Consider the following 12,555-nt stretch of genomic DNA (forward strand, 5'->3'; position numbering starts at 1 on the left):
ACCTCCAGGAAGAGAGAGACGAACGGGCCCCGCCGCCGCTGAGGGCGAGGCCCGGGGAAAAAAGACCACCGGACCGCCCCTCCCGCAGGAGGGATGGCCCGGTGGGGTGATCAGGACTCGCCGCCGAAGGAGCCGGACTGGCCCGCGTTGACGTTGGCGAGGTCGTACTTGTCGATGGCCTGGCGCACCACGGAGGCGTCGACCTTGCCCTCGCGGGCGAGCAGCTGCAGGGCCTTCACGACCATGGAGTGCGCGTCGATCTTCAGATGACGACGGGCGGCCGGACGAGTGTCCGAGAAGCCCCAGCCATCCGCGCCGAGCACGCCGTACTGGCCGGGGATCCACTCACGGATCAGGTCCGGCACCAGGAAGTCGTAATCGGAGGTCGCGACGAACGGCCCCTCGACGCCCTGCAGACGCTCCGAGATCCACGGGGTGCGCGGCTCCTCGGGGTGGAGCAGGTTGTGCTTCTCCGCCTCCTGGGCGTCCTTGCGCATCTCGGCCCACGAGGTGACCGACCAGACCGTGGCGCGCACGCCCCAGTCCTCCTCCAGCAGCTCGCGGGCGTGGCGCGCCCACGGCACGCCGACGCCGGAGGCGAGCAGCTGGGCCTCGGGGCCCTCGCCCTCGGGAGCCGACTCGAGCACGTACATGCCCTTGAGAAGGCCCTCGACGTCCAGGCCTTCGGGCTCCGCCGGCTGCACGATCGGCTCGTTGTACACCGTGATGTAGTAGAAGACCTCCTGCAGACGGTCGTCCTCGCCGTACATGCGCTGCAGGCCGTCCCGGATGATGTGTCCGAGCTCGTAGCCGTACGCGGGGTCGTAGATCACGGTGCCGGGGTTCGTGTAGGCCAGGATCGGCGAATGGCCGTCCATGTGCTGCAGGCCCTCGCCGGCGAGCGTCGTCTTGCCGGCGGTCGCGCCGATCACGAAGCCCTTGGCCATCTGATCGCCCGCGGCCCAGAAGAAGTCACCGGTGCGCTGGAACCCGAACATCGAGTAGAAGATGTAGAACGGGATCATCGGGAAGTCATGGGTGGCGTACGAGGTGCCCGCCGCGGTGAACGCCGCCGTGGAGCTGATCTCGTTGATGCCCATGTGCTTGATCTGGCCGGAGGTGGACTCCTTGTAGGCCAGGAGCAGATCGCGGTCCACGGACAGGTAGTTCTGACCGTCCGGGTTGTAGATCTTCGCGGTCGGGAAGAGCGAGTCCATCCCGAAGGTGCGGGCCTCGTCCGGCACGATCGGGACCCAGCGCTTGCCGGTCTCCTTGTCGCGCATGAGGTCCTTGAGCAGTCGCACGAGAGCCATCGTGGTGGCGATCTCCTGCTTGCCCGAGCCGCGGCGTGCGACCTCGTAGGCCTTGTCGCCCGGCAGGTCGAGCGCCTTGTGCTCGGTGCTGCGCGAGGGGACCGGCCCGCCGAGCTCACCACGGCGGGACTTCAGGTACTGCATGACCGGGGCATCGTCCTCGGGCATGTAGAGCGGTGCGTCGTAGACGCTGCCGGACTCCAGCTGCTCGTCGGTGACCGGGATGTGCAGCGTGTCGCGCAGCGCCTTGAGGTCCTCGAGGGTGAACTTCTTCATCTGGTGGGTCGCGTTGCGGCCCGCGAAGTTCTTGCCGAGGCGGTAGCCCTTGATCGTGTGGGCGAGGATCACGGTGGGCTGGCCCTTGTGCTCGACCGCGGCCTGGAAGGCTGCGTAGATCTTCTTCGCGTCGTGGCCGCCGCGGTTGAGCTTCCACCAGATGTCGTCGTCCGAGAGGTCCTCGACGAGGGCCTTCGTGCGGGGATCGCGACCGAAGAAGTTGTCGCGGATGAAGCCGCCGTTCTCCGCGCGGTACGTCTGGTAATCGCCGTCGGGGGTGACGTTCATCAGGTCGATGAGGGCGCCGTCCGTGGAGGCCTCCAGCAGCGGATCCCAGCCCGCGCCCCAGATCAGCTTGATGACGTTCCAGCCCGCACCGCGGAACTGGCTCTCCAGCTCCTGGATGATCTTGCCGTTGCCGCGCACCGGGCCGTCGAGCCGCTGCAGGTTGCAGTTGACGACGAACGTGAGGTTGTCCAGGTGCTCCTTCGCCGCGATGTGCAGCGCGCCACGGGACTCGACCTCGTCCATCTCGCCGTCGCCCAGGAACGCCCAGGTGTGCTGCTCGCTGGTGTCCTTCAGATCACGGTTCTGCAGGTACTTGTCGAACGAGGCCTGCTCGATGGCGGCGACCGGGCCGATGCCCATCGACACGGTCGGGAACTCCCAGAAGTCCTGCATGGCCCGTGGGTGCGGGTAGGACGGCATGCCGTGCTCGCTGGAGAACTCCTGGCGGAAGCCGTCGAGGTCCTCCTGGCCGAGGCGGCCCATGAGGTAGGCGCGGGCGTAGATGCCAGGGGAGGCGTGGCCCTGGAAGAAGACGTGGTCGCCGCCGCCGGGGTGGTTGCGACCGCGGAAGAAGTGGTTGAAGCCGACCTCGTACATGGTGGCGATCGAGGCGTAGCTCGAGAGGTGGCCGCCGACGGAGACGCCCGGGCGCTGGGCACGATGGACCACCATCGCCGCGTTCCAGCGGTTGATGTTGCGCAGCTCCTTCTCGAGCTCCACGTCGCCGGGATACTCGGGCTGCTCGTCCACCGCGATGGTGTTCACGTAGTCCGTGGTCAGGGAGTCCGGCAGGTGCAGGTCCTGGTTGCGGGCATGCTGGATCAGGCTCTGGACGACCTCGGAGGCGCGGTCGGAGCCACGATGCTCGACGAGGCCGTCGAAGGACTCAATCCATTCCTGCGTCTCCTCCGGGTCAGGATCCTGCGCATGGCTGGGCAGGTTGATGCCGATGGGACGAGGAGTCTCGTGCGAAGTCACACTGTCCTTCTCTCTACGGGAGGCGATGGACCGGCCGTGGGAGCAACGGAGCGCCGGTGGGCACGGCTCCTGTGGCCTCGGTTCCGGTCAGCCTACCGTCGCTGAGGGTGTGCAGAGTCTGCACAAGTCCTCCTCACCTGTGAGACGCCGGACACCCTGGGGGCCGCCGAGGTCCTGTCGGTCGTGCGGTGACCCGCTGGTGACCGGTGGCGTCCTGGCGGCCTCCCGGTTCACGCCGGGCCCCGACGACGCCCGCGAGTGTCGTGCGCGGCGGCATGGTCCGCTCGTGCATGAGCGGCGTGACCGGGTAATCTCACCCCGGCCCAGGATCGGAGTGCGTGAGGATCCCGTGTGGCATACCATTGCGCAGGCACAGGATGGCCAGTGGGCCCCAGCGGTCCCGTCCATCCTGCCGCCTGTCTACAGTCCCATCCCGTGAGGAGCCTTTTCTTGTCACCGTCGGCCGACGCCACTTCGCCCAGCTCTCCTGCAGAGACGCTGGCCTTCACCGAGGGCCAGATAGTCCAGGAGTTCGGCTATGACGACGATGTCGATCTCGACCTCCGCGACGCCATCGAGGACATCCTCGGCGAGGATCTCGAGGATGAGGACTGCCAGGAGATCGTCGATGGCGTGATCATGTGGTGGCGCGAGGGCGATGGGGATCTGACCGACGCCATGGTCGACACGCTCACCACCCTCGCCCCCGGTGCGCCGGTGTGGGTGCTGACGCCGAAGGCCGGTCGCGACGGCCATGTCGCGCCCGCCGACATCCAGGAGAGCGCCGGCATCGCCGGTCTGCGTGTCATGAGCACCGTCACCCTGGCGGCGGATTGGACGGGCACCCGCCTGGCCAGCCGCACCAACTGATCGTCTCCACGTTCGCCACCCCGTGCGCGGGGTGAACAGCACCCCGTATGTGGGGTGAACAGGATCGTTCGCGCGCGCCCGCTCGCGCGCGGGGTCACGGGGCACCGCCCCGCCCGGGTCGTTAGCTCAGTTGGTCAGAGCGCCTGGTTTACACCCAGGAGGTCGGGGGTTCGAGCCCCTCACGACCCACCGCAGGCTCCATCGCGCGTGGCCGCGCGCAATGTCGAGCGCAACGCACGCGCCGTCGGCCGCGTCGGCCGTCGCTCGCATCGAGGACCCGCGTCGGTCTGCAGGCGCCCACCGGGCCCCGGTTGCCTCGGCAGGGCCGTCGACTCGGCCCGTTTCAGCAGTCAGCGGGAGACGTAGTAGGCGAGCACGAGCAGGCACGGCACCAGGACGGCGAGTCCGCCCCAGATCGACGCGGCGCGCTTGTCCTTCGCCTTCTGCTCGTCGGTGCGGGGGCGTTCGCCCGAGGGGAAGCCGTCGCTGCGTGCATCCTCGCGTTCGCGCCGCTGGTAGGAGAGCATGCGCAGGACGGCGATGCCGAGGAAGACGATGAGGGTCAGTCCGAACAGCAGCAGGATCAGGGTGTTGATGGTGCATCCTCCGAGCGGTGCGGGGTCAGGTGTGGACAGGATCTCACGGCCCAGGGATCGGCCCGGTCGGCTTCCTATACTGGAGCCACTGTCGCGCACGGCTCCACCTGCACCTCACGGTGTCCGTCGCTGTGCGGCGACCGGCACCGATCGAAGGAGGAGCTGCACAGGTGAACTCACCGAGCAGAGCGTTCGACATCCAGGCGATCAGGGCGGATTTCCCGATCCTCGAGCGCATGCTGGATCCCGAGACCCCGATGATCTACCTCGACGGCGGCGCCACCTCGCAACGTCCCCGGCAGGTGCTCGATGCCGAGGTCGCTTTCCTCACCCGGGACAACGCCGCCGTGAAGCGGGGTGCGCACCGGATGGCCTCCGCCGCGACCGACGCCTATGAGCAGGCGCGGGAGACCGTCGCGGCCTTCGTCGGTGCCCCCTCGCCGGACGAGGTCGTCTTCACGAAGAACGCGACCGAGGCGCTCAACCTGGTCGCGTACTCGCTCGGCAACGGGGACCCGTCGACGCCACCCGCGCTGCGAGTGGGGGAGGGTGACGAGATCCTCGTGACGGAGATGGAGCATCACGCGAACCTCGTGCCGTGGCAGGAGCTCGCGCGCCGCACCGGCGCCACGCTGCGCTGGATCCCGATGGCCGACGACTTCACGCTGGACCTCTCCGACCTGGATGCCCTCATCGGTGCGCGCACGAAGGTCGTGGCGTTCACCCACCAGTCCAACGTCCTGGGGACGATCAATCCCGTCGACCGGCTCGTCGAGGCCGCCCGGGCCGTCGGGGCGCTCACGGTGCTCGACGCCGCGCAGTCCGCCCCGCACATGCCCTTCGACGTCGCCGCACTGGGCGTGGACTTCGCGGTGCTGTCCGGGCACAAGATGCTGGGCCCGACCGGCATCGGCGTGCTCTGGGGGCGGTACGAGCACCTCGCGGCGATGCCCCCGTTCCTCACCGGCGGGTCGATGATCGAGGTGGTCCATCTCGATCACAGCACCTATGCGGAGCCGCCCGCCCGTTTCGAGGCCGGCACGCCCCCGATCAGCCAGGCCGTGGGTCTGGCCGCCGCGTGCGACTACCTCACCGCCCTGGGGATGGAGACCATCGCCGAGCACGAGCGCGCGCTGACCGACCAGGCGGTGCGCGGGCTCTCCGAGATCGACGGGGTGCGGATCATCGGCCCCTCCGTCGGGCCGCACCGCGCCGGCGCCGTGTCCTTCGACCTGGCCGGACGCCATCCGCACGACGTCGGCCAGGTGCTGGACTCCCTCGGGATCGAGGTCCGGGTCGGTCACCACTGCGCCTGGCCTCTGCACCGGCGCTTCGGGCTGCATGGCACCACGCGGGCCAGCTTCTCCGTCCACACCACTGCCGACGAGGTCGAAGCCTTCGTCGCCGGGGTCGCCCGCACCACCGACTTCTTCGGAGGACTGTCATGACCGTGGGTCTGAACTCCCTGTACACCGAGCTCGTCATGGAGCACGACAAGCGCCCGCTGCATGCGGGCCTGCGTGAGCCGTTCACCGCCGAGGTCCATCACGTGAACCCCACCTGCGGCGACGAGATCACCCTGCGCCTGCAGCTGACCGGCAGCGGCGCGACGCAGCAGATCGAGGACGTCTCCTACGACGCGATCGGCTGCGCGATGAGCCGCGCCGCCGCCTCGATCATGGCGGATCTGCTGATCGGCCGGAGCGTCGCCGAGATCGAGCCCGTGCGCGAGCACTTCGAGGCCGCGATGGGCTCCCGCGGTCGTCTCGAGGGCGACGAGGACCTGATCGGGGACGGCGTCGCCCTGCTGGGTGCCGCGAAGTTCCCCGCCCGGGTGAAATGCGTGCTCATGCCGTGGAAGGCCTACCAGGCGGCCCTGGTCGAGTCGCAGGCGCTCCGCTCATGACGAGCACGCACGGCACCCCGGCCCGGACCCTCGGGACCGTCGTCGAGGTCCTCGAGGAGACCTATCCGCTCTCCTGGGCGGAGGACTGGGACCGCGTCGGCCTGGTGCTCGGCGAGCGGTCCGCGCCGGTCTCGACGGTGCTGCTCGCCGTGGATCCGACGGTCGCGGTGGCCGGCGAGGCGATCGAGCGGGGCGCTGAGCTGCTCATCACCCATCATCCGCTGCTGCTGCGCGGGGCGAGCTTCCTCCCGGCGGACGACGGGAAGGGTGCCGTCGTCACGAGCCTCCTGCGGGCCGGGACGGGCCTGTGGTGCGGTCACACGAACGTCGACCGCTCCACCCGAGGCACGGTCGGTGCGTGGATCGACGCGCTCGACCTGCAGGAGCCGCGACCCCTCGTGTCCGGCCGACGCGACACCGACCAGAGCGGTGCGCACGGCTCGCAGCTCTTCGGCCTCGGCGCGGTCGGGGTCCTGCCGGCCGCCACCACCGTCGGGGAGCTCACCGCCGCCGTCGCCGACATCGTGCCGGAGACCGCCCGCGGGATCCTGCACACCGGGGAGGCGGACCGTGCCGTGCGCACGATCGCCGTGTGCCCGGGGGCTGGGGATTCCTTCCTCGACCAGGCCGCTGCCGCGGGGGTCGACGTCTACCTCACCTCGGATCTGCGACACCATCCGGCGCTCGAGCACGTCGAAGCGTCCGCGGACCCGGCGGCGGTGCCGGCCCTGATCGACGTGCCGCATGCCGCGAGCGAGGCGCTGTGGCTCCCTCAGGCCCGGCAGCTCCTGCAGGAGGCGCTCCCCGGTCTCGAGGTGCTGGTCAGCGGGCACACCACGGATCCGTGGAGCGGTCGCGCCGGCTGAAGGACGGCCGCGGGGCGAGGGTCGTGGTGTCGTCAGGCGATCCGGTCGACGATCACCAGCCGGTCGCCGTCGAGCTCGACCTGCAGCGAGGTGCCGAGGGCGGCGCGCACCACGTCGACGACCTCGTCGGCCCCGGCAGGAGTGTGCGCGGACGCGAGCAGCGCGTGGGTGACCATGCCGCGATAGCGCTTGGCATCGTGGGAGATGACCTTGCGTCGCCCGTCGCGCTCCTGCACGGGGGACACCTCGAGCACGCGGACGCCCTCTCTGCTGCGCATCGCCATCATCGAGCGGTACGAGCCGGAGCGGTTGTCCACCACGACCGGGGAATCTCCTGCTGCCAGCTGGGCGTGCAGGGACGCGGCGACCGGGGCCAGGCGGGGACGCCACCAGGTCGCGGTCCTGCCCAGCCGGGAGACCGTCGACCCCGCCGAGAGGCGGTACGCCGGGATCCTGTCCTGCCCGGCGTCGACGAGACCGAACAGCGCGCTCTGCACGAGCACCTGACGGTCCGGTGCGGACGGGATCGCCGCGTCCAGCTGGTCGTACAGCACCCCGGAGTAGACCGTGAGCGGGGCGGCGGCCGGTTCCTCCTCGAGCTGTGCCATCCGCTCGACGAGCTCGGGGGCGGAGGCCGGGACCCCGAGCTGGGCCGCGGCGTTCGTCCCGGCGGCCGTCCGCTGCGCCGCGCGCAGCATCGTGCGGCGATCCTCGGTGAGCTCCGGGAGGGCCAGCTCCGCGAGCTCCAGCGGGACGGCGTCCGCAGCCGTCGGGCGGGTCTTGGTCTCTGAGGGCGGCAGCAGGATCAGCACCCCTCCATTCTCCGCTCCGCACGGCGCCGAGGACGGCCCGGCACGACGCACCGCGGAGAGACGTTCCGCACGTCACGGGGCACGACGCACGATGCGCAGCGGGGCCGTGGCTCCGGCATCGGCGTACACTGCTCGCTGGACCAGTCGGCCGGGCAGCCGCGTCCTCGGGGCTCACGCTCCGGGGCCGAGGAAAGTCCGGGCTCCATCCGGCACGGTGGTGGGTAACGCCCACCCGGAGCGATCCGCGGGACAGTGCCACAGAGAACAGACCGCCGTCCGCGCCCTGCGGGGCCGGACGGTAAGGGTGAAAGGGTGGTGTAAGAGACCACCGCGACCTCGGTGACGAGGTCGGCACGGCAAACCCCACCGGGAGCAAGGCCAGACAGGGAACGTTCGAGGGCGCCGGCCCGAGTTTCCGGGTAGGCCGCTGGAGATCGTCGGCAACGGCGATCCGAGAGGGATGGCTGCCGATCACAGAACCCGGCTTACAGGCCGGCTGGTCCGCCTACGTCCCGCCCCGGGCCTGCGCCTCATCGCGCGGGCCCGGGACGCGCGGCGTCGGCGCTCCGGGCCCCGTGGGCCCCGGCCCGGACGCAGCACTTGTCGCAGCCCTCCCGGGCTCACCCGCCCCGCCTCGGCTCACGCGCCGTGCTTCGTGCCCTTCGTGCTCTTCGTGTCGTGCGCGCGGTGCGTGTCCGGCTCGTCGCCGCTCGCCTCGGCCTTCTTCGCGAGCGCCTTCTGCTCCTTGCGAGCCAGGACCGCCGCGCCGATGATCCCGGCCTCGTTGCGCAGCTTCGCCGGCACGATCTCGGTCTTCAGATCCAACAGCGGGAGGAAGTTCTCGTGCTTCTTGGAGACGCCGCCGCCGACGATGATCCTCGTGGGCGAGAAGAGGAACTCGATGTGGGCGAAGTACTCCTGGAGGCGACCGGCCCAGGTCTCCCAGTCCAGGCCCTCCCTCTCCCGGATCGAGCTGGCCATGTACTTCTCGGCGTCGTCGTCGTGCAGGAGCACATGGCCCAGCTCCGAATTCGGCACCAGCTTCCCGTCCACGAACATCGCGCTGCCCACACCGGTGCCGAGGGTGATCACGATGACCACGCCGGAGGAGTCGCGGCCTGCCCCGAACTCCATCTCGGCGATACCGGCGGCGTCCGCATCGTTGACCACGAACACGTCATGGCCGGTGCGCTCGGTCAGCAGGGAATCCACGTCGGTGCCGATCCACGACGCGTCGACGTTCGCTGCGGTGAGGGCGACGCCGTCCTGGATGACCGCGGGGAAGGTGACGCCCACGGGCATGCCGTCCGCGATGTCGAACGAGCCGATCAGCTCGGCGACGGTCTCGGCGACGGCCTCGGGTCGCGAGGGCTGAGGGGTCGCGAACCGCAGCCTGTCCGCGGTGAGCACGCCCTTCTTGAGATGCACGGGGGCACCCTTGATGCCGCTGCCGCCGATGTCGATCCCGAATGCTGTGCGGTGCTTCGCCTTGGCCATCGCCACTCCTGATCGTGGTGCGCCCGGCGGAGACCCGCAGGGCGGAGGGTCCGACGTCGGACCCCTTCAGTGCCGTCACGATACCGGGCACCGCGATCTCCCGGCACCGGGGTCCGCCGTCGGTTCCCGGCGCCGACGGCCGCTATCGGCCTCGGCGCCGGGCAGGGGCACAGGGTCAGACGACCGTGAGCAGCTCCGGACCGTCGTCGTGGATCACCATGGTGTGCTCGAACTGGGCGGTGTACCCACGGTCCTTGGTGACCACGGTCCAGCCGTCGTCCCACTGCTCCCACTCCTGCGAACCGATCGTCACCATGGGCTCGATCGTGAAGGTCATGTCCTTCTCGATGAGGTCGTCGAACAGGGGGGCGGAGTCGTAGTGGGGGATGACCAGACCGTTGTGGAAGCCCTCGGCGACGCCGTGACCGGTGTAGTCCCGCACAGACTGGTAGCCGTGGCGGGCGAGGAACTTCTCGACCACGCGGCCGATGACGTTCACCTCGCGGCCGGGCCTGGCGACCTTCACCCCGCGCATCATGGACTCGTGGGCGCGGTCGATCAGCTGCTGGGCGCGCGGATCGATGTCGCCCACGGCGAACGTGGCATTGGTGTCGCCGTGCACGCCGTGGAGGAAGGCGGTGACATCGACGTTGAGGATGTCACCGGCCTGCATCACGGTGGAATCCGGGATTCCGTGGCAGATGACCTCGTTCAGGCTCGTGCAGCAGGATTTCTCGAACCCGAGGTAGCCGAGCGTGGACGGGTAGGCCCCGTTCTGCACGAGCACGTCGTGCACCACCTCGTCGATGTGGTCCGTCGTCACTCCGGGTTCGGCGGCCTCACCGGCGGCCTGCAGCGCCAGAGCGGCGACGCGGCTCGCCTCCCGCACCCGCTCGATCACGTCAGGCGTCTGGACACGGGGACCGGAATCCGAGACCGCCTCGTCCTTGCCGACGTACTCGGGGCGCTCGATGCGCGCGGGCACCGCGCGACGGGGGCCGATCGTGCCGGGAACCAAGGGCTCGCGGCCTTCTGGACGGATCCACACCTGCTCTACAGTCATAGCCACCAGTCTCTCATCGACCCGGAAGGAGACCGACGTGACCGAGGGCACGGAGTTCTATTACAACCTCAGCACCGGAGCGGTGGAGGAGGGCCGGCAGTCGCCGGTCACGGACCTGATGGGTCCGTACCCGACGAGGGAGGCGGCGCAGCGGGCGCTGTCGACCGCGAAGGCCCGGAACGAGGAATGGGAGCAGGACGACCAGGCCTGGGAGGGCGGGACCGACTCCTGAGAGCTCCGAACGGTCCCCATCGACACCGACGACACGGCCGCGGCCGTGTCGTCGGCGTGCGGGCCCGCAGGGCGCAGCGCCTCAGTCGAAGGAGTGCTCGGGTCCCGGGTAGGAGCGCTCGGCGACCTCGACCCGGTACTGCTCGGCCGCGTGCGTGAGGTCTCGTCGGAGATCCGCGAAGGCCTTGACGAACTTGCCGTGGAAGTCCGAGAGACCAGCCATGTCCTGCCACACCAGCACCTGGCCGTCACAGGCCGGGCCGGCACCGATGCCGATCGTCGGGATCTGCAGCACCTCGGTGATGCGTGCGGCGACCTGCGCGGGCACCAGCTCGAGCACCACGGCGGAGGCGCCGGCCTCCTGGATCGCCAGCGCATCCTCGGCGAGCTGATCGGCGCCCGCGGCGTCGCGGCCCTGCACCCGGTGGCCCGACAGCGCGTTGACGGACTGCGGGGTGAAGCCGAGGTGCCCCATGACGGGAATGCCGGCGTCGACCAGGGCTTTCACCTGCGGTGCGATCGCCCTCCCGCCCTCGAGCTTCACCATCTCGGCTCCCGCGCGGATCAGCTCGACCCCGTGGCGCAGGGCGTCGGTGGACCCGGTCTCGTAGGTGCCGAAGGCGAGATCCGCGACCAGCAGCGGGCGGTGCACGCTGCGCGCTACCGCCGCGGTGAAGGTGAGCATGTCCTGATGCGTGGTGGCCGTCGTCGAGGAATGGCCGAGGACCGTCGTGCCCACCGAGTCGCCGACCAGCAGCACGTCGATCCCGGCGGCCTCGAACGCCTGCGCCGAGAACTGGTCGTACGCGGTGAGCATCGAGAACGGCCGTCCGCGATCCTTGGCGTCGTGCAGATGACGGATCCGGACCTTGGCGGGGCCGACGGATCCGGTTCCGGAGGGGGTGCTCACGATGTGCTCCTGGACGGGAGGGGAGAAGGGCGGACGCACTGACGCGACCCGCGCCGGCTCGAAGGCCGCTCGGGTGCGCGATGCGTGCGGACACAGCCTATCCGTGCACGCGCCCCACGGTGGAGGTGGCCGGGGGCCGATCCTCAGGGCTGACCCCACGGGGGCGGGGAGTTCTCCCCATGGCGCTGTCGGAGCGCCATGCGTCATTCTTCTTCTCGTCAGCGCTCCGGCTGACCACATCAGGGAGGACAGGATCTTGACTTCGATCATGCGCAGGACGGTTCGGGGAGCGGCGGCAGGCCTGGGGGCCCTCGCGGTGGTCGCGGGAGCCGCGGCATGCGGCGGGCTCACCGGCGGCGACGACGAGAAGGCCGACGGCGACGACACGGCTGTCGGGGAGGAGCAGCCCGCGGAGGGCGAGGACGCTTCGGAGGAGAAGGTCGCCGAGGAGGGCGAAGAGGCCGCGGACGAGGGCCAGGATGCGGTCGAGTCCGAGCAGGACAGCTCCGGGGAGGACGAGGAGGAGGACGGCGCTGCCGCCGGCGGTGAGGTAAGCGATGCGGATCTGGACGCCTCGAAGCAGCAGGTGCTCGCGTTCTTCGAGGCTCTCGGCGAGAAGGATGGGGAGGCCGCCTGCGGGTTCGTCCTCGATCCGACCACCGGTGAACCGGCAGCCGGCGCTGTCCTCACGGCGTGCGCGGACACGATGGACTCCAGCGGCATGATGGACATGTTCACGCCGGAGATGGTGGCCGTGATCACCGAGGACGCCCTGGAGGCCAGTGACAACGGCGACGGGACCATCAAGATCTCCGCGCAGGGTGCGGACTTCGACATGCACAAGGCCGACGACGGCAAGTGGTACATCGCGCAGTGACCCTCCGGCCGATCAGGCTGATCGGCTGCTGCTGGACGGACGGGCGGCCCCACGGCGACGTGGGGCCGCCCG

The 12,555-nt window shown here is 70.0% G+C and carries 12 protein-coding genes, 1 tRNA gene and 1 other RNA gene; 8 read left to right on the plus strand and 6 right to left on the minus strand.

The features are described from left to right. Window positions 1-110 precede the first annotated feature (110 nt). Window positions 111-2,855, minus strand: coding sequence for a pyruvate dehydrogenase (acetyl-transferring), homodimeric type (gene aceE, locus CIK71_RS13175; RefSeq protein WP_096166131.1), 2,745 nt, complete (start codon window positions 2,853-2,855; stop codon window positions 111-113). Between the two features lie 450 nt (window positions 2,856-3,305). Between aceE and CIK71_RS13180 the strand changes: the two genes are divergently transcribed. Both CIK71_RS13180 and CIK71_RS13185 read left to right on the plus strand, forming a co-directional pair. After that, on the plus strand, window positions 3,306-3,725 hold the full coding sequence (locus CIK71_RS13180; RefSeq protein WP_096166132.1) for a DUF3052 domain-containing protein: 420 nt from the start codon (window positions 3,306-3,308) through the stop codon (window positions 3,723-3,725). A 115-nt stretch (window positions 3,726-3,840) separates the two neighbouring features. Then, a tRNA-Val gene (locus CIK71_RS13185) sits at window positions 3,841-3,914 on the plus strand. Between the two features lie 161 nt (window positions 3,915-4,075). On the opposite strand, the gene CIK71_RS13190 is transcribed toward CIK71_RS13185, so the two are convergent. Beyond that, window positions 4,076-4,420: a hypothetical protein gene (locus CIK71_RS13190; RefSeq protein WP_096166133.1), complete on the minus strand. Its 345-nt coding sequence runs from the start codon at window positions 4,418-4,420 to the stop codon at window positions 4,076-4,078. Between the two features lie 71 nt (window positions 4,421-4,491). Here CIK71_RS13190 and CIK71_RS13195 point away from each other — a divergent pair, with 71 nt between their 5' ends. Genes CIK71_RS13195 through CIK71_RS13205 form a run of 3 tightly spaced genes read left to right on the plus strand, consistent with a single transcriptional unit; the run spans window position 4,492 to window position 7,093 of the window. Beyond that, a complete protein-coding gene (locus CIK71_RS13195) occupies window positions 4,492-5,769 on the plus strand; it encodes an aminotransferase class V-fold PLP-dependent enzyme (protein WP_096166134.1) in 1,278 nt (425 codons plus the stop codon). Then, window positions 5,766-6,227 carry a Fe-S cluster assembly sulfur transfer protein SufU gene (gene sufU / locus CIK71_RS13200; RefSeq protein WP_096166135.1) on the plus strand — a complete coding sequence of 154 codons (462 nt, stop codon included), beginning with the start codon at window positions 5,766-5,768 and terminating at the stop codon, window positions 6,225-6,227. Before CIK71_RS13195 ends, sufU begins: the two co-directional genes overlap by 4 nt. After that, the gene (locus CIK71_RS13205) at window positions 6,224-7,093 is read left to right on the plus strand and encodes a Nif3-like dinuclear metal center hexameric protein (RefSeq protein WP_096166136.1); all 870 of its coding nucleotides are present in this window, start codon (window positions 6,224-6,226) and stop codon (window positions 7,091-7,093) included. Before sufU ends, CIK71_RS13205 begins: the two co-directional genes overlap by 4 nt. 32 nt (window positions 7,094-7,125) lie before the next feature. On the opposite strand, the gene CIK71_RS13210 is transcribed toward CIK71_RS13205, so the two are convergent. After that, window positions 7,126-7,905: a YaaA family protein gene (locus CIK71_RS13210; RefSeq protein ID WP_096166137.1), complete on the minus strand. Its 780-nt coding sequence runs from the start codon at window positions 7,903-7,905 to the stop codon at window positions 7,126-7,128. Window positions 7,906-8,045: 140 nt separating this feature from the next. On the opposite strand from CIK71_RS13210, the gene rnpB reads away from it, so the two are divergent. After that, window positions 8,046-8,409, plus strand: an RNA gene (rnpB, locus tag CIK71_RS13215) — RNase P RNA component class A. 135 nt (window positions 8,410-8,544) lie between these two features. Here rnpB and ppgK read toward each other — a convergent pair. Beyond that, window positions 8,545-9,402, minus strand: coding sequence for a polyphosphate--glucose phosphotransferase (gene ppgK / locus CIK71_RS13220; protein ID WP_096166138.1), 858 nt, complete (start codon window positions 9,400-9,402; stop codon window positions 8,545-8,547). Window positions 9,403-9,577: 175 nt separating this feature from the next. Continuing rightward, the gene (gene map / locus CIK71_RS13225; RefSeq protein WP_096166139.1) at window positions 9,578-10,465 is read right to left on the minus strand and encodes a type I methionyl aminopeptidase; all 888 of its coding nucleotides are present in this window, start codon (window positions 10,463-10,465) and stop codon (window positions 9,578-9,580) included. 37 nt (window positions 10,466-10,502) lie between these two features. Between map and CIK71_RS13230 the strand changes: the two genes are divergently transcribed. Beyond that, window positions 10,503-10,697 (plus strand): hypothetical protein, encoded by a 195-nt coding sequence (locus CIK71_RS13230; protein WP_096166140.1) that lies wholly within the window; start codon window positions 10,503-10,505, stop codon window positions 10,695-10,697. Between the two features lie 81 nt (window positions 10,698-10,778). Here CIK71_RS13230 and panB read toward each other — a convergent pair whose 3' ends face one another. Continuing rightward, entirely contained in the window at window positions 10,779-11,606 is an 828-nt protein-coding gene (gene panB, locus CIK71_RS13235) for a 3-methyl-2-oxobutanoate hydroxymethyltransferase (protein ID WP_096166141.1), read from the minus strand. Between the two features lie 268 nt (window positions 11,607-11,874). Here panB and CIK71_RS13240 point away from each other — a divergent pair, with 268 nt between their 5' ends. Beyond that, window positions 11,875-12,483 carry a hypothetical protein gene (locus tag CIK71_RS13240; RefSeq protein WP_114306270.1) on the plus strand — a complete coding sequence of 203 codons (609 nt, stop codon included), beginning with the start codon at window positions 11,875-11,877 and terminating at the stop codon, window positions 12,481-12,483. Window positions 12,484-12,555 lie beyond the last annotated feature (72 nt).

The organism is Brachybacterium alimentarium, from assembly GCF_002332425.1.
In the GTDB taxonomy this organism is placed as follows: Bacteria; Actinomycetota; Actinomycetes; order Actinomycetales; family Dermabacteraceae; genus Brachybacterium; species Brachybacterium alimentarium.

What these genes read in the sequence shown, in the direction of transcription:
- sufU (WP_096166135.1), top strand. Translation starts at nt 5,766, where the DNA reads ATGACCGTGGGTCTGAACTCCCTGTACACCGAGCTCGTCATGGAGCAC.
- CIK71_RS13205 (WP_096166136.1), top strand. Translation starts at nt 6,224, where the DNA reads ATGACGAGCACGCACGGCACCCCGGCCCGGACCCTCGGGACCGTCGTC.
- ppgK (WP_096166138.1), bottom strand. Translation starts at nt 9,402, where the DNA reads ATGGCCAAGGCGAAGCACCGCACAGCATTCGGGATCGACATCGGCGGC.
- map (WP_096166139.1), bottom strand. Translation starts at nt 10,465, where the DNA reads ATGACTGTAGAGCAGGTGTGGATCCGTCCAGAAGGCCGCGAGCCCTTG.
- CIK71_RS13240 (WP_114306270.1), top strand. Translation starts at nt 11,875, where the DNA reads ATGCGCAGGACGGTTCGGGGAGCGGCGGCAGGCCTGGGGGCCCTCGCG.